Source organism: Candidatus Nitrosoglobus terrae, assembly GCF_002356115.1.
GTDB lineage: Bacteria > Pseudomonadota > Gammaproteobacteria > Nitrosococcales > Nitrosococcaceae > Nitrosoglobus > Nitrosoglobus terrae.
In genome coordinates, this window is the sequence record NZ_AP014836.1 from 478808 (window position 1) to 497549 (window position 18742).

At 42.8% G+C, this 18742-nt stretch carries 13 protein-coding genes and 1 tRNA gene; 9 read left to right on the plus strand and 5 right to left on the minus strand.

Going from position 1 to position 18742, the window contains the following annotated elements; translation table 11 throughout:
- Positions 1 to 4: 4 nt before the first annotated feature.
- Both TAO_RS02345 and TAO_RS02350 read right to left on the minus strand, forming a co-directional pair.
- Positions 5 to 3199: a multidrug efflux RND transporter permease subunit gene (locus tag TAO_RS02345; protein ID WP_096526441.1), complete on the minus strand. Its 3195-nt coding sequence runs from the start codon at positions 3197 to 3199 to the stop codon at positions 5 to 7.
- Between the two features lie 49 nt (positions 3200 to 3248).
- Positions 3249 to 4412 (minus strand): efflux RND transporter periplasmic adaptor subunit, encoded by a 1164-nt coding sequence (locus TAO_RS02350; RefSeq protein ID WP_096526442.1) that lies wholly within the window; start codon positions 4410 to 4412, stop codon positions 3249 to 3251.
- A 429-nt stretch (positions 4413 to 4841) separates the two neighbouring features.
- Here TAO_RS02350 and hemH point away from each other — a divergent pair, with 429 nt between their 5' ends.
- The 3 genes from hemH to ptsP all read left to right on the plus strand — a co-directional run bounded on the left by hemH (position 4842) and on the right by ptsP (position 9804).
- On the plus strand, positions 4842 to 5948 hold the full coding sequence (gene hemH / locus TAO_RS02355; RefSeq protein ID WP_096526443.1) for a ferrochelatase: 1107 nt from the start codon (positions 4842 to 4844) through the stop codon (positions 5946 to 5948).
- Positions 5949 to 6038: 90 nt separating this feature from the next.
- On the plus strand, positions 6039 to 7322 hold the full coding sequence (locus TAO_RS02360; RefSeq protein WP_096526444.1) for an MFS transporter: 1284 nt from the start codon (positions 6039 to 6041) through the stop codon (positions 7320 to 7322).
- 127 nt (positions 7323 to 7449) lie between these two features.
- Positions 7450 to 9804, plus strand: coding sequence for a phosphoenolpyruvate--protein phosphotransferase (gene ptsP / locus TAO_RS02365; RefSeq protein WP_096526445.1), 2355 nt, complete (start codon positions 7450 to 7452; stop codon positions 9802 to 9804).
- 29 nt (positions 9805 to 9833) lie between these two features.
- Here ptsP and TAO_RS02370 read toward each other — a convergent pair.
- A tRNA-Glu gene (locus tag TAO_RS02370) sits at positions 9834 to 9908 on the minus strand.
- A 117-nt stretch (positions 9909 to 10025) separates the two neighbouring features.
- On the opposite strand from TAO_RS02370, the gene pcnB reads away from it, so the two are divergent.
- From pcnB to panD, 5 genes are all read left to right on the plus strand, one after another.
- Positions 10026 to 11312 (plus strand): polynucleotide adenylyltransferase PcnB, encoded by a 1287-nt coding sequence (gene pcnB / locus TAO_RS02375; protein ID WP_331712991.1) that lies wholly within the window; start codon positions 10026 to 10028, stop codon positions 11310 to 11312.
- A gap of 9 nt (positions 11313 to 11321) precedes the next feature.
- Positions 11322 to 11825, plus strand: coding sequence for a 2-amino-4-hydroxy-6-hydroxymethyldihydropteridine diphosphokinase (folK, locus tag TAO_RS02380; RefSeq protein ID WP_096526447.1), 504 nt, complete (start codon positions 11322 to 11324; stop codon positions 11823 to 11825).
- Positions 11826 to 11863: 38 nt separating this feature from the next.
- The gene (gene panB, locus TAO_RS02385; protein ID WP_096526448.1) at positions 11864 to 12658 is read left to right on the plus strand and encodes a 3-methyl-2-oxobutanoate hydroxymethyltransferase; all 795 of its coding nucleotides are present in this window, start codon (positions 11864 to 11866) and stop codon (positions 12656 to 12658) included.
- A gap of 3 nt (positions 12659 to 12661) precedes the next feature.
- Positions 12662 to 13516 (plus strand): pantoate--beta-alanine ligase, encoded by an 855-nt coding sequence (gene panC, locus TAO_RS02390; RefSeq protein ID WP_096526449.1) that lies wholly within the window; start codon positions 12662 to 12664, stop codon positions 13514 to 13516.
- Between the two features lie 63 nt (positions 13517 to 13579).
- The gene (panD, locus tag TAO_RS02395) at positions 13580 to 13948 is read left to right on the plus strand and encodes an aspartate 1-decarboxylase (RefSeq protein WP_096526450.1); all 369 of its coding nucleotides are present in this window, start codon (positions 13580 to 13582) and stop codon (positions 13946 to 13948) included.
- Between the two features lie 123 nt (positions 13949 to 14071).
- Here panD and TAO_RS02400 read toward each other — a convergent pair whose 3' ends face one another.
- Positions 14072 to 14749 carry a cytochrome P460 family protein gene (locus TAO_RS02400; protein WP_231910547.1) on the minus strand — a complete coding sequence of 226 codons (678 nt, stop codon included), beginning with the start codon at positions 14747 to 14749 and terminating at the stop codon, positions 14072 to 14074.
- Between the two features lie 278 nt (positions 14750 to 15027).
- Positions 15028 to 16500, minus strand: coding sequence for a MocR-like pyridoxine biosynthesis transcription factor PdxR (gene pdxR, locus TAO_RS02405; protein ID WP_096526451.1), 1473 nt, complete (start codon positions 16498 to 16500; stop codon positions 15028 to 15030).
- 484 nt (positions 16501 to 16984) lie between these two features.
- Here pdxR and TAO_RS02410 point away from each other — a divergent pair, with 484 nt between their 5' ends.
- A complete protein-coding gene (locus TAO_RS02410; RefSeq protein WP_096526452.1) occupies positions 16985 to 18736 on the plus strand; it encodes a multiheme c-type cytochrome in 1752 nt (583 codons plus the stop codon).
- Positions 18737 to 18742: the final 6 nt, after the last annotated feature.

The window sequence follows — 18742 nt, forward strand, 5'->3', positions numbered from 1 at the left end:
AATTTTAGTTGTTACTTGGCTTGTTACCCTCGTGATTTTCGCTAGGATTAGTGCTGATTTGGGCGGTGTGCTGTGGTAACTGAGGTGAAGCCGGCTCTAGCTGATCTCCAAGTAAACGACGTACAACCACATAGAACACTGGAATGAGTAATACCCCAAAAAAGGTGGCAAATAGCATACCGCCAGTAACCCCTGTTCCAATGGCCTGGCGGGCACTAGCCCCAGCGCCCGTGGAGATAACGAGCGGGAATACACCACCAATAAACGCAATTGAGGTCATGATAATAGGTCGCAAGCGTAGCCTAGCGGCCGTAATAACTGCCTCGCCTAGGCTACGCCCAGCCTTCTGCTCGTCCACTGCAAATTCAATAATTAGGATTGCATTTTTTGCCGCTAAACCCACGACGGCGACTACCCCAATATTAAAGTAGATATCATTGGGCAGATTGCGCAGGAATGAGAATAACACTATGCCCAGTAAGCCTAAAGGGACTACCAATATCACTGCAACCGGAATTGACCAGCTTTCATAGAGCGCTGCAAGGGCTAAGAACACAATGACAATGGATAAACCTATCAAAAACATACCGGCATCACCCGCAAGTACTTCTTGGTAGGATAAACCTGTCCAGTCGAAACCAAAACCTTTGGGTAAGTCATTACGGACGATTTTTTCTATTTCTTTCATGGCTTCACCAGAGGCATGCCCAGGGGCAGCTGCGCCAACAATTTCAATGGCTGGATAGCCATTATAGCGGGATAAGGTTGGAGGGATGACCTCCCAGGTGGCATCGATCACATTGCTTATAGAGATCATCTGAGGCAGACCATTACTCTCCATCTGAGTACTGGGAGTGTAAAAATGATGTAGCGCATCTAGTCCCATTCGGTAGGGGATATCCGCCTGAGTAAAGACGCGTTTTACCCGTCCCCCATAGTAAAAATCATTAATATAGACGGGGGCTAGCATCATACTGAGGGCATTATAGATATCACTGACTGATAAACCCATGGACTCCGCCTGTACCCGATCCACTTTGAACTGTAGCTGTGGTGAAGGTGCTAGGGTATTAGGGCGTACTGCAGTCATCACTGGGTTTCGATTGGCTGTGGCAGTCACTATGTTTTGGGCTTCGAGTAATTCGCTAGTAGCTTGACCAAGCTGGGCTTGTAGATACATATCAATGCCACCGAACTGACTTAGGCCGCGAATAGTGGGAAGATTAATGACAAAAATCTGCGCTTCAGGAATGGCGGCATATAGCTTAGGATTGACTCTGTTGATGAATTCTGCGGCTGTGACCTTGCGTGTGGACCAGTCCGTCAGATGGACAAAATCCATGCCCACATTCTCGCCAGAACCCACGAAGCTAAATCCGGATATCTGAAATACGCCCTCATATCCTTCTTCTTGTTCGAGAATTTTGAGGATCCTTTCATTGACTTTCTTGGTACGCTGTATGGAAGCCCCCGGAGGTAGGGAGACCACGGCTAGGACAAAGCCTTGATCTTCATCAGGTACAAAACTCGTGGGCAGGCGGGGGTACAAAAACCCAACTAGCAGAACGAGTATTGTAAAAGCTATCATCCACCGCGGTGTATGCCTAATAGCGCTATTGACGCGGTTAATGTAGATTTTAGTAATTTTATCAAAACCCGTGTTAAACCCGCGAAAGATAAAATTTTTCTTTTCCTCATGTACGGGCTCGAGAAAACTGGCGCATAGGGCTGGAGTGAATGACAAGGCTAAGACAGCAGACAGACCCATTGATACAGCGATGGTCAGCGCGAATTGCTTATAGATGATACCAGAGGCGCCAGGCTGAAAAGTTGAAGGAACAAAAACCGCTATTAATACGACTGTGATCGCAATAATGGCTCCAGTGATCTGCCCCATAGCCTTACGGCTGGCATCTTTTGGGGATAAACCTTCCTCGGTCATGATACGTTCAACATTCTCGATCACCACAATAGCATCATCCACTACGATACCAATAGCCAGCACCATGCCAAATAAGCTTAATTGATTAATACTGAAGCCTAGTGCCAGCAGACCGATGAAAGTACCTAATAAGGCTACCGGGATGATTAAAGTGGGGATAATCGTGGCTCGTATATTTTGCAGAAAGATGAATACTACAATAAAGACCAGAGCGGTTGCCTCAACTAGGGTATGGAGAACTTCTTTGATTGAACGCTTGACGAAAGGAGTCGTATTGTAAGGGATAACCCAAGTGACGCCCTCAGGGAAATTTTTCTCCAGTTCCTGCATTTTAGCAAGCACTACTTTTTCCACGTCCAAAGCGTTAGCCCCAGGGAGCAGTTGTATTCCAAACGCGCCAGTAGGGATACCGCTCCAACGGGTGGAGGTACCATAGGTTTGAGGGCCAAATGACATTTTGGCTACATCCTTGAGCTTGACCGTAGTGCCATTAGGATCAGCGCGCAAAATGATGTTTTCAAACTGATCTGGGGTATTAAATCGGCCCTCAGCAGAGGCGATAATACTTAACCCTTGACCATTAATTGCTGGATCAGAGCCTATTGCACCGGCTGCAAACTGTACATTTTGTGTGGCTATGGCATTTCGTACTTGGGTTGCTGATAGGCCGTAGCCTCGAAGCTTATCCGGATTAAGCCAGATACGCATCGCGTATTCTGAGCCAAGATGACGGATATGACCTACGCCAGAAATACGGCCCATAGGCTCAAGCAGCTGGGAGGCGATAATATCGTCAAGACGATGGGCGTCAATTTCTGGATTACTCGAAAGTAGCGCAATGAATAACAGAAAATCAGGGTTGTTTTTAACTACTTCTACCCCTTGTTTATTGACCTCGTCAGGTAGTCGTGGGGTAGCTAGGGGGAGCTTGTTTTGTACTTGTACTTGGGCAATATCTGGATCTGTGCCGACTTCAAAGGTTAAGGTAATTTGGGCGGTGCCATTAGCGCTTGATTGAGAAGTGAAATAGAGCAAGTGATCGATACCGGTGAGCTGTGGCTCAATGACCTGCGTCACTGTTTTTTCAACAGTATCGGCACTAGCGCCAGGATAGGTCGCGCTTATTACTACTTGGGGAGGGGCAATGGTGGGATATGCAGCTATACCCATTCTAAATATGGACAGCACACCCAGCATACTAATTAGGATGGCGATTACCCAAGCGAAAATCGGACGGTCGATAAAGAAACTTGCCATAATTTAGTAGTCGCTATTTACTTTTTTCAGGGAGAAATGGGGTTATCTATCACTCATCATCTGGCAATTCCTGTGGAATGGCGTTAACTGGCATTCCTTCTCTAACTCTCTGTAATCCTGACACAATAACTTGTTCTCCAGCTTTAAGACCACCAGTGATTATCCAATTACCCTCACGCATATCTTGGGTGATTACGTTACGATGAATAGCTTTGCTATCTTGACTCACAATCATGACATAGGTACCACCAGTGTCTCGCTGCACAGCCTCTTGGGAGATAAGGAACACATTATGGGATCTACCTAACTTGGCTTTTATGGCTACGAATGTACCTGGCAATAGATAATATTCTGGGTTAGGGACTACAGCCCGTAGATCTACTGATCCAGTCTCTGGATGAACTATACTGGCGGAGAAGTCTACTACCCCCAATTCAGGATAAGGACTACCATCGGGAAGGGTAAGCTGTACCGTAGTTTGATTTCGTTTAGCTAAGGTGACATTACCCTTACGCTGCGCATGGCGCATTTGCTCCATTTCCCTGATGCTCATCGTGAAGTTGACATAGAGGGGATCGATTTGATCGACAGTGGTCAGTAAGGTAGATTCATCTACTCCTTGATCGCCTTTACCAACTAAGGCTCCTTCTGTCACTTGCTGTTTATCAGCTCGACCACTGATGGGTGAAATAACGTCAGTGTAGCTTAAATTAATACGGGCTGTTTGTACGTTAGCCTGAGCTTGCTGTACTGCAGCAGCGGCAGTACGTTCAGCAGCTTCAGCATTATTTAGGTCAGTTTGAGTAATGAAACCTTTAACGATTAACTTGCGGGCACGATCTGCATTAATTTTATTATTAGTATAAGTTGCTTGGGTCTGTGCCAGTATCGCTAAGTTGGCGTCCAATACAGCTTTAAAGGGTAATGGATCAATTTGGAACAGTAGCTGGCCTTTTTTAACCTCAGTGCCTTCATCATAAGCACGTTTGAGTAATATTCCTGCTACCCTGGCGCGTACATCAGCACTACGGTAGGGGGATAACCGGCCAACTTGCTCTTTAGTGAGAGGTAAATCCTGTGGCTGAGCTTGAATTATTCCAACTTTAGGGGCGGGCGGTGCTAATGTTCCTTGCGGTCCATTTTTATCACTGCAACCAGCAATTGCCAGTAAACTGATGCATAATATCAAGACGTTCAGTACTAGAGGTTGCATGAGGACTCCAAAATTTATACACACAAAAAGCTGTAGCTAATATAGAGCAGCTGTGAAGCACATTTATCAGAGCTACCCGATTATTGCGAACAAATAACACACTGAAGTTATCATCAGTGAGGGGTAGGAAATATGCTTAATAATTAATAATCAGTGAAGATTGTAATTCATTTAGGGATAACCTTCAGGAATTAGGAAGATAGTACATCAATTTAATGAAGGATAAAAACGCTACTATTGAGCCTAATATTATTATATTGCCTAATAAGTGCAGTTCTGTAATGAAAAACGACTATGTTTTGCAAAATTATTTCAGCATTTACTTAAGGATTTAATTGGTATAGACAATTATTATTAAGAGGAATTAGAGGCTATAAATAAAATAGCGTAATTTTAGTAGATTTTAGACTGATATTTAGAGACTCAATAATGGATTTTAAAGGTCATTTAGATTATCGCCATGATAGATCATCATTTTCTAGCAGCACTGGCATTTTAGTAACGAGCTTGGGGACGCCTGAAGCACCAACGGCATTTGCAGTGCGACGCTTTCTAGCAGAGTTTTTATCCGATCCTCGGGTTGTGGAAATGTCACGGCCGTTATGGTGGTTTATTCTTCATAGTATTGTGCTACCTATCCGTCCATTTCCTGTAGCGCGCCTTTATCAGAGTATTTGGCAACCAGAGGGTTCTCCCCTATTAATTTTTGCGCGGCGAGTAGGGCAAAGTTTACAGAATGAGCTTAATCATCGGGGTCAACCTATGAAGGTGAGTTTAGGAATGCGCTATGGATCGCCTTCAATTACACAAGCACTGGAGGAATTGCGCCAAGCTGGAGTTGAGCGTTTACTAGTGTTCCCTCTGTATCCTCAGTACTCTGGAAGTACCACTGGCTCTACTTTTGATGCGATAGCAAAGGTGCTTTCTACTTGGCGCTGGATACCGGAGCTACGAATGATAACCCACTACCATGATCACCCTGGTTACCTGCAAGCGCTTGCTGAAAGCATTAGGCGTAGTTGGCAAGATATAGGACGCGGGGAACGCTTGCTTTTCTCTTTTCATGGTCTGCCAAAGCGTTATTTATTAGCGGGTGATCCCTATCATTGTTTTTGCCATAAAACTGCCCGCCTTGTAGCTGATCAATTAGGGTTAGAGGAGGGGAGCTGGCAAGTGGCTTTCCAATCTCGTTTTGGCCGTGAAGAGTGGCTTAAGCCTTATGCTGATCATCTTTTACGTGAGTGGGCTAAGACGGGAGTAAAGCGAGTAGATGTAGTGTGCCCTGGTTTTGCCGTTGATTGTTTGGAGACTTTAGAGGAGATGGCGCAACGGAATAGAGAATTATTTTTGCGAGCAGGTGGAGAAGAATACCGCTATATTTCTGCGCTTAATGATAACCCCTCCCATATCTGTGCTTTAGCTGATTTAATTGAGCAGCATACTCAAGGATGGGCTAATGCAGATTCGAAGGAATCAATAATGGAAGCTGCTAAAATGAGCTATCAGCGAGCCATAGCTTTTGGCGCTAACAATTAATAGAAACCTAAATCCTTATTGACACTATGGTTGAATAAAGCGCTACAAAAGTAAAGCGTCTAGCAACAGCATTTAAGGAATTTTATCTATATGGCAGGTGAGTTACGGCGTATCTCCTCTCTGCTTCTTGGCATCAGTATTGTGTTATTGGGTGCTGGACTGCTGGGCACATTAATCGGTGTACGGGCTAGTCAGGAGCAGTTTGGCCCAGCTATGATTGGAGCTATTCAGGCGCTTTATTTTCTAGGTTATGTACTTGGAACTTATTTTTGTCTATTCCTAATTAAACGGGTGGGCTATATTCGGGTTTTTGCAACCATGACAGCGCTGGGAGCTGCTGCTGCTATAGGCTATGGAATGTGGGTTCAGCCATGGTTTTGGGCGATATTAAGATTGATTTCAGGTATATCAATGGTGGGTCTTTATATAGTTATCGAAAGCTGGCTAAATACTCAATCTCCTCATCATAGTCGAGGTAAAATCTTTGCTATCTATATGAGTATTACCCTTATCGCTTTAGGGTTAAGCCAGTTTTTGCTTTTAATTGAGAGTAAGGAAGGTATTCGTTTTGCCCTTGCCGCTATGTTATTTTCACTGGCTTTGATTCCTGTTGCATTGACTCAGGTAGTGGAACCTGAATTAGTGGCTACACCTCAAATAAGACTTAAAGATCTTTATTTTATCTCGCCACTAGGTATTACAGCAGCCTTGGTTGCTGGCCTTATCAGTAGTGCTTTTTGGGGTATGGGCGCTGTATTTGCGCATGATATTGGTCTTTCAGTAACAGAAATACCCGCCTTTATGAGTGCCGTTATTTTTGGTGGTGCCCTGTTGTTGTGGCCGGTAGGGCAATTATCAGATCGTTGGGATCGTCGTAAGATACTGGTCTTAGTTAGCTTTACAAGTGCTTTTGCTGCTTTTGGGGTTTTTATGTCTGTAGATGGCTCATTGGGTGTCTTGTTATTGCTATCCTTTTTTTATGGAGGGGTGTCTTTTTCTATTTATGCTTTAGCCGTAGCTTATCTAAATGATCATCTTAAAGCTGGAGAAGTACTTGAGGCTACCCGGGGGATTTTGCTCGTTTATGGTATAGGATCTATTTTAGGGCCAATTATCGTAGGTTTCTGTATGGCCCTATGGGGCCCTGTCGCTTTACCGGGTTATCTAGCTATAGTTCTAGCTTTACTTGGATTGTTTGGTATTTATCGCGCTCTATATAGCGATCCGGTTCCGGCTGAAGAGCAAGGGGAATTTATTCCAATGGTACGTACCTCCGAAGCCGCTTTTGAAATGTATCCAGAGGCGGATTTAGAGCTAGAATTGCCTTTAGCCCCCCCTGTTAATTCTAGAGAAGAAAAAACTAGAGATGCTTGAAATGGAAAAAGGAGATATTCATTTTATTGTGTTTTTAGATAACTAAATCAATTTAATATGATAATCGTAAATTGAATGGTGTTTAAGCTGCTAAGCTATATTTAGCTGCATATTGGATTGAAGAGCAATGAACCAAGATCATGGGAAAGATAAAGATAAAAATATAATTTACCCTAGGCTAGCAGCCTTAGCAGCTACACCTATAAGTCTCTATACCTTAGATTCCCTTAGCCGTATTGTTCAGAAAGTAAGCCTTGCTGCTAATCTTGAGGAAGCATTGCAGGTTATTGTAGTGCAGACATGTAAAATTATGGCAGTGGATGTGTGTTCTGTTTATCTTACAGAAAGTGATGGTAGTCATGTTTTAATGGCAACTCAAGGGTTACACCTTGATTCAGTAGGGCAGGTTAGATTGGCTCAAGGAGAAGGGTTAGTAGGTTTAGTAGCAGAGCGTGTCGAACCAATCAATCTGGAGAATGCGTCTGCTCATCGCTGCTTCAAATTTATTCCTCGTTCTGGGGAAGAATCATTTCGGGCATTTTTAGGGGTGCCAGTGCTCCATCAACGGAAATTATTAGGTGTACTGGTAATACAGCACAGTGCGGAGCGTCAATTTAACGAAAACGATGTATCTTTTTTATTTACATTAGCTGCACAGCTTGCTGGTGTTATTGCCCATGCGAGGGTTAGCGGGGCCTTACAAAGACCTAAAAATAATCTAAGCACTAGATCGGTATCACAATCGATTATTGGTATTGCTGGGGCTCCAGGAGTGGCTCTTGGCAAAGGAGTAGTTATTTATTCTGCGGCTGATTTAGATACAGTGCCTGAGCGTCAGAGCTCAGATCCTGATGAGGAAGAGAGGGTATTTCGATCAGCAGTAGAACATATTTCCCAAGAAATGCAGTCATTAGCAAATCACTTAGAACGACCATTAGCTGATGAATACCAAGCTTTGCTTAAAGCTTATGCTATGCTCGCAGAGAGCCAGAGTTTGGTAGAGGCTACGGTGGAACGTATTCAGGCGGGTGAGTGGGCGCCAAGCGCATTTAGGGCTGTTATCAAAGAGCAAGCTAAGCGCTTTGAAGCTATAGAAGATCCTTATTTACGTGAACGTGCTAATGATCTTCAGGAAATTGGTCGGCATATCCTAAGTTATTTGCAAAATACTGCTGCTGTGAATGTGGAATATCCAGAAAATACGATACTAATAGGGGAAAATTTAAGCGCTATGGATCTTGCTGAAGTTCCAGCTGGACGCCTTGTGGGCGTGATTTCAGCGCATGGATCAGGTTTTTCTCATGCCGCTATTCTTGCTCGTGCTATGGGAATTCCGGCAGTAATGGGAATTAATAAGGGAAGTATTGGTCAGCTCGATCAGCGAAAATTAATACTTGATGGGTATCAAGGCCGAGTACATTTGGAACCGAGCGCACCTATGCGCCGGGAATTTGCCCGCCTTGCTCGGGAAGAGCGGCAGCTTACAGAAGAACTTAGATGTTTGCGGGATTTACCCGCCAATACCTTGGATGGTTTTCAGGTTAATTTATATACCAATGTGGGTTTATTAGCAGATATTGAACCCTCTCTTGCTGTTGGCGCTGAAGGAGTAGGTCTTTATCGAACTGAGCTACCGTTTATGGTGAGAGATCGTTTTCCCACTGAGGAAGAACAATATAGTATGTATCGTAAGCTTCTTCAGTCTTTTGCTCCATGCCCAGTGGTTTTAAGGATGCTTGATGTGGGAGGAGATAAACCTTTACCTTATTTTTCCATTCAAGAGGCCAATCCGTTTCTCGGCTGGCGCGGGATTCGAGTTATTTTAGATCATCCTGAGATATTTTTAACTCAGGTGAAGGCAGCGCTGCGAGCTGCTGAAGGTTTGAATAATCTTAACCTATTATTGCCTATGATTAGTAGAGTGTCTGAGATAGAGGAGGCCGCCTGCTTAGTACAGCAAGCTTATCATGAGCTGAAGATCGAGGGTATTCAAGTGGCGTGGCCTCGTATGGGGGCTATGATTGAGGTTCCTGCAGCTGTTTATCAGATTGATTCTTTAGCTCGGCGAGTGGATTTTTTCTCTGTTGGCACGAATGATTTGACTCAATATCTATTGGCGGTGGATCGTAACAATGAGCGAGTAGTGAGATTATATAATTCTTTGCATCCTGCTGTTTTGGCTGCGATACAGAGTGTTATTAAGATAGGTTATCAATACCATAAGCCGGTGAGCATTTGTGGTGAGATGGCTAGCGAACCGACGGCGGTGGTACTATTGCTTGGTATGGGAGTGAATAGCCTGAGTGTTAGTATTGGTGCTCTGCCAAGGGTTAAATGGGTTATTAGAAACTTTAGCCAGCAACAGGCAAAAGAGTTGCTTACTCGTTCGTTACAGGAAGAAAAACCTGAGCCAATTTATGAGCTATTATGTCAGGCGCTTGATAATTCTGGGTTGGGAGGGCTGATACGTACAGGAAAGTAAGGTTGTTTATGGGCAATAAGCGCTTAAATTGGCGCTCCCAAGGGGAATTGAACCCCTGTTACCGCCTTGAGAGGGCGGTGTCCTAACCCCTAGACGATGGGAGCAATAAATAAATGTTACCCATAGAAAGCTGATATTATACATACTTTTTATTGACTTAGAAAACTCAATATTTACTTTATTAAGGCTATTAACGAGCTAATATTATTTACTTACCTATTATTATCCCTCGTTCTGGGCACATAATTTCACGAGCAAATATCAGCGAATCTGCGCTTAAGGTTTTATATCGTTTAAAGAAAGCAGGTTTTAGCGCGTATTTGGTAGGAGGTTGCGTGCGAGATTTGCTGCTTGGTCGTGAGCCAAAAGATTTTGACGTGACCACGGATGCTAAACCGGAGCAGATTCGAGATATGTTTCGTAACTGTCGGCTCATTGGGCGTAGATTTCGCTTAGCTCATGTACGTTTTGGGGAAAATCTTATAGAGGTCTCTACTTTTCGTAGCCATCCAGGAAAAGGATTAGATGAGAATGGACGTATTGTAAATGATAATGTGTATGGAACCTTGGAGCAGGATGTTTGGAGGCGAGACTTCTCCATTAATGCTTTGTACTACAATATTAGAGATTTTTCGGTAGTTGACTATACAGGAGGTATAGAAGATCTTAAAACTGGCCAGCTTCGCTTAATTGGCGATCCAGTTACCCGTTACCGAGAGGATCCGGTACGAATGTTACGAGCAGTGAGATTTGCGGCTAAGCTAGGATTTAGGCTTCACCCCGATAGTGAAGCCCCTATTTGGGAGTTAGCACCCTCTTTACAAGAGATACCACCAGCAAGGTTATTTGAAGAGGTACTTAAATTATTCTTAGGAGGCTATGCAATACAGAGTTTTGAGTTGCTTCGTCATTTTAGGTTATTTGAATGGTTGTTTCCCCAAACTGAGGCCTGTTTAGCTGTAGAGGAGAATCATTTCCCTCAAACTTTCTTAATTCGAGCATTAAGTAATACAGATGCCCGAATTGTAGAGGGTAAGCCAGTAACGGTAGCATTTCTATTTGCAGCTTTATTATGGGAGCCTATAAGACGACAACTAGCTGAACACTATCAACAAGAGAATGTGCTGGAAATACAAGCTATGCAAGAGGCAGTAGAGACTGTATTAGCCAAACAAACTACCTATATTATTTTACCTCGACGATTCTTATTACCTATGCGTGAGATCTGGTATTTACAGCCGCGCTTTGCCTATCGATACGGTAGGCACCCTTTACACTTACTTCAGCACCCACGTTTTCGGGCTGCTTATGATTTTCTTCTATTACGAATGCAGTCCGGCGAGCAGCCAAAGGAATATGAGTTGGAAGAGCTTTGTCAGTGGTGGACTGGGATCCAAGAAATGGAAGAAAAAGAACGTTTACGCTATGTTAAAACTTTAGCAAGTTCACGCTATCGCTATAAGTCAAGAAAGCGTAAGAATAAACTAAGAGTTTCAGCAGAAATTTAGAGCAAAATTATGGCTCGAGTCTATATTGGATTAGGGAGTAATCTTCATCAACCCTGTTGGCAAGTAGGCCAAGCCCTATCTGAATTAGGTGCTTTACCCCAAACCCGACAGGTAGCACGCTCTAAGCTTTATCGGAGTGCACCCATGGGACCGCCCGATCAACCTGATTATATTAACGCTGTTGCGGCTTTAGATACAGAATTAAATCCCTATGATCTACTGACTAATTTACAACGCGTGGAGCAGTATCATCACCGAATTAGAAACCGTCGTTGGGGTGAGCGTACCTTAGATCTTGATCTGCTTTTGTATGACGATCTAGAGCTCTCTACTGAAGAGTTGATAATACCGCATCCTGGTGCGCATGAGCGCGCATTTGTACTTTATCCGTTAGCAGAGATTACCCCTAGTATGATTATACCCGGGAGGGGGCGGGTTACCGATCTTATTCTTTGTTTACCTTACTCAAGTATACAGCCGCTGAAAGATGATGATATTTACTATAAATGTTGAATATCAGCAGAGGCTAAGTTTAATAATGTAATAATTTAATGAGCCGTTTGACTTTAACTAAATTGCGAAGCGCAAAGCAGCGGGGCGAAAAGGTTGCCATGCTAACGGTTTATGATGCGACCTTTGCTGGGTTATTAGAAGCAGCAAATGTAGATGTACTACTTGTAGGGGATTCCTTAGGTATGGTAATTCAAGGGCAAGAAAGTACCTTGCCCGTTACTATGGATGATATGGTATATCATTGTCGAAATGTCCTTAGAGGCAGCCGTCATGCGTTTATCCTAGTGGATATGCCATTTATGAGCTATGCTGTGCCCGCTCAAGCTATTGATAATGCTGCTCGGCTTATGCGTGAAGGGGGAGCGCAGATGGTCAAGCTTGAAGGAGGGCAAATGCTAAGCGAGACTATACTACAGCTCACTATGCGAGGTATTCCTGTATGCGCTCATTTAGGGCTATTACCCCAATCAGTGCATCGAGTTGGTGGTTATCGGGTACAGGGACGAGAAGAAAGGGTGGCGGATCAAATTTATGAGGATGCTGTAGTTTTGCAGCAAGCAGGGGCGGATATGCTAATTCTAGAGTGTATTCCTGCGCATCTTGGTCGAAAAATTACCAAAGCATTAGAAATTCCAGTAATCAGCTGCGGAGCGGGTCCTTATTGCGATGGTCAAGTTTTGGTACTTTATGACATGTTAGGTATTAGTCTGAGTAGGTTGCCGAGATTTAGTCATAATTTTTTGGAAAAAACGGATAGTATCCTCAATGCGGTTCAATCTTACGTTAGTGCAGTAAAAAGAGGAGAATTCCCTACACTTGAGCAGAGTTACTAGTTAGTGGAAACCTTACAAACTATTACTGCAATGCGTAGTGCGGTGGAGTACTGGCGTACATCCTATGGGCGAATAGCATTGGTACCTACTATGGGCAATCTTCATGAAGGCCATCTGGCTTTAGTTGATCGGGCTGCTCAATTATCAGACTATGTAGTAGTAAGTATTTTTGTTAACCCTCTTCAATTTAATGATCAGCATGATTATGCTAATTATCCTCGGACTTTTAAGAAAGACCAGCAATATTTAGCAGCTCATCGTAAAGCTGCCGCTATTTTCGCTCCGGTACTAGAAGATATATATCCGCAGCCATTGAAGAACATAACTCGGGTTGAGGTTCCTAGTCTTTCAAATATTCTTGAAGGAGCCTACCGATTAGGGCATTTTAGTGGTGTTGGTACTATTGTTATGACACTATTTAATGTAGTGCAGCCTCATGTAGCGGTGTTTGGGGAAAAAGACTATCAGCAGTTACTTATTATTCGGTATATGGTTGCAGATCTTGCTGTATCTATAGATATTGAGAGCGTTGCAACGGTAAGGGACGAAAGTGGTTTAGCACTAAGCTCGCGTAATTGTTATCTCTCAGAGGAGGAACGGGCGCAAGCTCCAGTATTGTTTAATACGCTTAGCATTGCTGCTGAGGCTATTGAGGGTGGACGACGAGACTTCTCTTCTTTAGAGGAAGAGGGGTATCGAATATTAAAGAATAAAGGTTTTTACCCTGATTATTTTTGTATTCGAAACCCTGAAGATTTAGCTAAACCGAAGGGAGGCGAGGAGAAATTAATAATTTTAACAGCTGCTTATTTAGGGAAAGCCCGTCTTATTGATAATATATTAGTTAAATTAACCTGAAATGGCATGGCCAAAGGATAAATAAGGTAGCTAGGTATTTACCGTTGGGAGATTATTAGTTTTATGTATTTGACCCTATTGAAATCTAAGTTACATCGCGCTCGTGTTACCCATGCAGAGCTAGAGTATGAGGGTTCTTGTGCTATTGATGGTTCTTTACTGGATGTGGCTAGAATTCAGGAGTATGAGCAGATTCATATCTATAATTTAAATAATGGTGAGCGTTTTGTGACCTATGCAATACGGGCTGAATGCGGATCTAGCATTGTTTCCGTAAATGGTGCTGCAGCTCGCAAAGCTTGCCCTAATGATCGGCTTATTATATGCGTCTACGCAATGTTTGATCATTCTAAAGTGGGTTCATTTAAGCCATATTTAGTCTACTTGAATAGCCAAAATAGCATTACCCATACTCAGAATATCCCCTCTTAAGAGAATATTTCTACTTAATTTAATTTAGTAGATAATGCTTCAGGTAGCTAGAAAAAGGGGATAAAGGTTACCTATCCCCTCTTTTTAGCTTAGCAGGTCTTTAGCTATTAGCTATATTGATAGCTACTTAGCAGACGAAGTCGATTGCTGTGGCTTTGTAGTGCGGAGATTTGGATAGTATTGAGTAAACACCCAGTCATCCTTAGCGTTTTTTTCATGACAAGAATTACACTCACTAGTGGGTTTAGCAGCAACTTTATCAAGCAAAGGATATTTCATTCCATACATGAAATAGGCCCAATTCCCAGGTTCCTTAGGGAAACGTTTTGAATCTTTAACAGCCGCTTCTAAGCCAGTAAACTCGCCCATAAAATAACCATTGCCTGTTAATGCTTTTTTATCGCCTACGCTCATAAGTTCTTTAACTATCATGGTTCCATCTCGAAACTCGCCGGTTTTTTTCCAATGGTTAAAACTTTTGTGATCAATGTAGACGTTGTGAAATTCAGGAACAATAGCTTTGCCATTATTCATATCGTTAGGCGTTACCTGTGTACCTATATGAACCCATCCTCTATAGCCTTCTGGCTGGAGAAGTTCGTTATTATCGTTAAAATGAGCGGGAGATGAATGGGTGACATATCCTATAGTGTTATCAAATGTTGATCGGATTTTTGATGTAATTGATGACTCTTCTGCTAATGCAGCCATACTGCTAATTGTAGCGTATGCAATAAAAACGAAGGTAATAATTTTTTCTGAGTTTTTTGTTTTACGAAATATGGATCTAAATTGTTTCATAGAACACCTTTATGTATATAAAAATTACTTATCGGAGTTAACTACTTACGTGTTGCAATTATCGGCTTATGTGCTTTTCTTCTGATCACATCCTCAAGGCCACCTTATTGTGACCACATCCTAGCCTGATGAAACGATACCGAAGAACGCCGCCGTTAACAACCTATTATCTGCCCTCGTACCTTTACGCTATTACATTGCGCATCGTTGCTAGGGGGCGCGTGTTCTGCACTTCTTCAAAGTTACTTAGATATATTGTTTCAGGTTATTTTTTTAAATTACCTATCCATTGCTTTTGCCACCCGAGCAATTGCTTCGCATATCTGAATCTCAGGAACAGATGAATAGCCAAGGATAAGGGTACGCTCGCTATGTTCTGTATATCCATAGTCATAAGCCCCTCCTCTTTCTAAAGTATAAATTCCAACCCCTACTTCTTGGGCAAGAGTTTGCATTTCAATAGCTGTAGGAAAATTAGATGGAAGATGCCAAACAATATGCATACCTCCATCCAAACCTGATAGCTGAACATCTCCGAAATGTAGTTTTAATGCTGCTATTAGGCAATCACGACGATGAAGATAGATGCGACGAATTTGCCGCAAATGCTTGGCGTAATTACCACTGGAGATAAAATCCGCTAGAACTGCTTGATCCAGCCAAGGGTTTCCGCTATCTAGCAAAGCTTTAACTGTTCTAGCGGGTTCTACTAATTCTGTTGGGACTACCACGTAGCCTAGGCGAAGCCCGGCACCAATTGATTTTGATACTGTTCCCATATAAATTACACAGCCATAAGGATCTAAACCTGCTAGAGCCGTTAATGGTGATCCATTATGACGAAAATCGCTATCGTAGTCATCCTCAATTAGATAAGCGCCTACTCGTCCCGCCCAATCTAGGAGCTGAACTCGACGCTTTAGAGATAAAGTCGATCCCATTGGATATTGGTGAGATGGAGTAACATAGGCCAAGCTTGCAGGAGTAGAAGGGAGCTTTAAGACTTGAAGTCCATATTGATCTACGGGTACAGGATGAAGCTGAGCACCATAGCTTTCAAATACATAAGCTGCTCCTTGATAGCAAGGGCATTCGGTAACTACTCGTGTTCCTTGGTTTATTAGTAAGCGAGAAACAATATTTAAAGCCTGTTGACTGCCGCTAACTACAATGACCTGATCTGGTGTGACGGCAATACCTCGTGCGGGTCCTAAATGATTAACTATTGCCTTTCGTAGTGCCTCCATACCAGAAGGATTGCGATATTCTGTTAAATTAGCTCCGCCGGAACTTAAATGGCGTAAAAGCAAGCGTCGCCAAATTTTAACCGGAAAAGAGTGCGGATCTAAGCGCCCGACGCGAAAGTCTACTGTAAATTGATTTTGCTGGGGGTTTATTAATTTTTGAGCGCGACCTTGAAATAATACTGGATGCCGTTTAATAGGGGGTTTTTTAGAAAATACGGGTGATTGTATTGAAGTCTTTAGAACTAACGAATCTGTAGGAAGATGAAAATTAACATAGGTTCCTATTGCTTCTTGAGTTTGTAGATAATCTTCAGCAATCAAGCGTTCATAGGCTAGGAGCACTGTATTACGAGATACGCCAAGCTGCTCACTTAAAGAGCGGGTAGCAGGTATGGGCATGCCAGGTCTTAATTTCCCGCTCAGGATTAAGCTACGAATTTGCTCGAAAATCTGGCTTTGTAAAGTTTGGCTACTCTGGCGTTCTAATTTTAGAGGTAATTGCATAAATCTCAGACAAAAACTCCGAGCCTCTTTTGAGTAAATGAATTGTAAAATGATACTATAACAGAGAATTTTTTTATTATGGCACTATTTCCAATAGATATAGGTATTGTAATAACTGCGATGTGCCATGGGTCATGAATACATTATTTTTTTGGCTGTAGTTTTGTTGCAATGCGTTTTTTTATTGTTATACTCACGGCAGTTGTGGGTATGGTACTAGTGTTTTATGATTCTAAGAATTATCTATAGGATTAAAATTGTTCGGATTTATTTTGCGCTTAATTGCTTAGGTTATGATTTCAGTAATATTGGTACCATACAATAATGCTAATTTGGCTCTAATGGACTTCTTATTTTTTTGCTAGGCGGTACTTTTCATTGAAGCCAGTAAGCCATATAACCACAAAATAAGAGAGCGTTTTATGCCTCAAAGCCAAGGTGTAAGGGAGATTGATATGAGTGACAGTGTAATTAGAGGTCAATTATGAGTGACAGTACAATAATTAAAAGGCTTTTACGTACTACTGCCGCAATAGCTAGCATAGCTTTGTTATTTGCGGGTAGTGCAAATGCTGATATTCCAAAAGAGCTTTATGACGCTCTAGGGGTGAGCAAAGGAGCTTCACCTAAGGAGTTATATGAAGCTATAACAAAGCGTTATTATGATCCAGCTCAAGGTCACGGGGAAGGCAAATACGCCGAATATTGGTCCCCTGTCCCGTTCAGCCAATATTTAGATCCTGATACATACTACACACCTCCAAGTGCACCGGCTAAGGTTGCTACTCGAGAGGAATGTATAAAGTGCCATAAAGATGAGACTAAAGGCTGGGTGCATTCATGGGAGCAAAGCGTACATGCGAACTTAGATGAGATTCGCAAATTAACCAAGGATGATCCGCGCTTCTATAAGAAGGAGCTTATACAGGAAGTTGAGAATAATCTTCGCTCTATGGGTAAGCTTAAAGAAGGTCAGAATCTCAAAGAAGTCTCCTGTATCGATTGTCATGTGGGTATTGGTGCTGAAAAAGGTAGCCATAAAGAAGATCTTCGTCTCCCTGACGCTGCCGCTTGTGGAGTTTGCCATCTACAGCAGTTTGCGGAGCGAGAATCAGAACGCGATACGCTTACTTGGCCGAGTACAGATGTTCATGGCAAAAAAATAGATCCCGTTTGGCCTCCAGGCCGCCCCTCTCATGCTCTTGATTATCAAGCTAATGTAGAGCTTGCAACTTGGGCTGCAATGGAGGATCGGTCAATCGCAGATGGCTGTACCATGTGTCATATCAACCAAAATCGCTGTGATACTTGCCATACCCGCCATCAGTTCTCGGCTACAGAAGCACGCAAGCCGGAGGCGTGTGGCTACTGTCATAATGGTGCCGATCATAATGAATATGAAAACTATATGATGTCAAAACATGGCACTGTTTATGAGACCCATAGTGATGAGTGGGACTGGAATTTACCGCTTAAAGATGCGGTTTCTAAAGGAAAGCAAACTGCGCCTACCTGTGCTTTCTGTCATATGGAGTATGAGGGTGAATTTAGTCATAACGTAGTGCGTAAGGTGCGTTGGGCTTTTAATCCTCAAGAAAAAATTGCAGATAACCTTGAACAAGGATGGTATACAGATCGCAGTAAGTCTTGGGTAAAGACCTGTAGAAATTGCCATTCAGGAAAATTTGCTAAGAGCTATCTAGAGTTTTCAGATAGTGGAACTATTTCTGGCCTTAAGAAGCAGATTGAAGTGAAAGGGATTATGGAGGCACTTTATAAGGATAAATTGCTACCTGGCCAAACCACCAATCGCCCTCTTCCAGCTAAGCCAGAGCAGGATGGTCCAGGAGAATTCTTCCAGCTATTTATGGCTAAGGATAATAATCCCACTACGGTTGAGCTAGCGTACTCTAAGCTGTGGGAGCAGGATTTACTCCAGAACTATAAGGGTCTTTTCCACGTATTCCCAGGTGGTTTTACCTATACATGGGGTTGGGCGCCTCTGATTCAACACTATGTTGAGATTCAAACTGAAAATACTAAGCTTCGAGATTTTGCTAAGTTGAAATCTCAAGTTGCTACGCTTGAATCTACGGTAGGGAGGCTAAAAACTGCGAGCGTGCTAGATCTGGATAGTAAAATGAAGCAAGCTGTTATTGGAAGTCTTGGAAGTGGTATGGTACTTGTTGGTGTAGGCTTAGTAGCTTGGCGCCGTAAGCAGCAGACAAAAGGCTAACAATTC

Bases quoted from the DNA above. Each gene is read 5' to 3' on its own strand.
- TAO_RS02345 (WP_096526441.1), bottom strand. From the start codon at position 3,199: ATGGCAAGTTTCTTTATCGACCGTCCGATTTTCGCTTGGGTAATCGCC.
- TAO_RS02350 (WP_096526442.1), bottom strand. From the start codon at position 4,412: ATGCAACCTCTAGTACTGAACGTCTTGATATTATGCATCAGTTTACTG.
- ptsP (WP_096526445.1), top strand. From the start codon at position 7,450: ATGAACCAAGATCATGGGAAAGATAAAGATAAAAATATAATTTACCCT.
- panB (WP_096526448.1), top strand. From the start codon at position 11,864: ATGAGCCGTTTGACTTTAACTAAATTGCGAAGCGCAAAGCAGCGGGGC.
- TAO_RS02410 (WP_096526452.1), top strand. From the start codon at position 16,985: ATGAGTGACAGTACAATAATTAAAAGGCTTTTACGTACTACTGCCGCA.
- folK (WP_096526447.1), top strand. From the start codon at position 11,322: ATGGCTCGAGTCTATATTGGATTAGGGAGTAATCTTCATCAACCCTGT.
- hemH (WP_096526443.1), top strand. From the start codon at position 4,842: ATGGATTTTAAAGGTCATTTAGATTATCGCCATGATAGATCATCATTT.
- TAO_RS02360 (WP_096526444.1), top strand. From the start codon at position 6,039: ATGGCAGGTGAGTTACGGCGTATCTCCTCTCTGCTTCTTGGCATCAGT.
- pdxR (WP_096526451.1), bottom strand. From the start codon at position 16,500: ATGCAATTACCTCTAAAATTAGAACGCCAGAGTAGCCAAACTTTACAA.
- TAO_RS02400 (WP_231910547.1), bottom strand. From the start codon at position 14,749: ATGAAACAATTTAGATCCATATTTCGTAAAACAAAAAACTCAGAAAAA.
- panD (WP_096526450.1), top strand. From the start codon at position 13,580: ATGTATTTGACCCTATTGAAATCTAAGTTACATCGCGCTCGTGTTACC.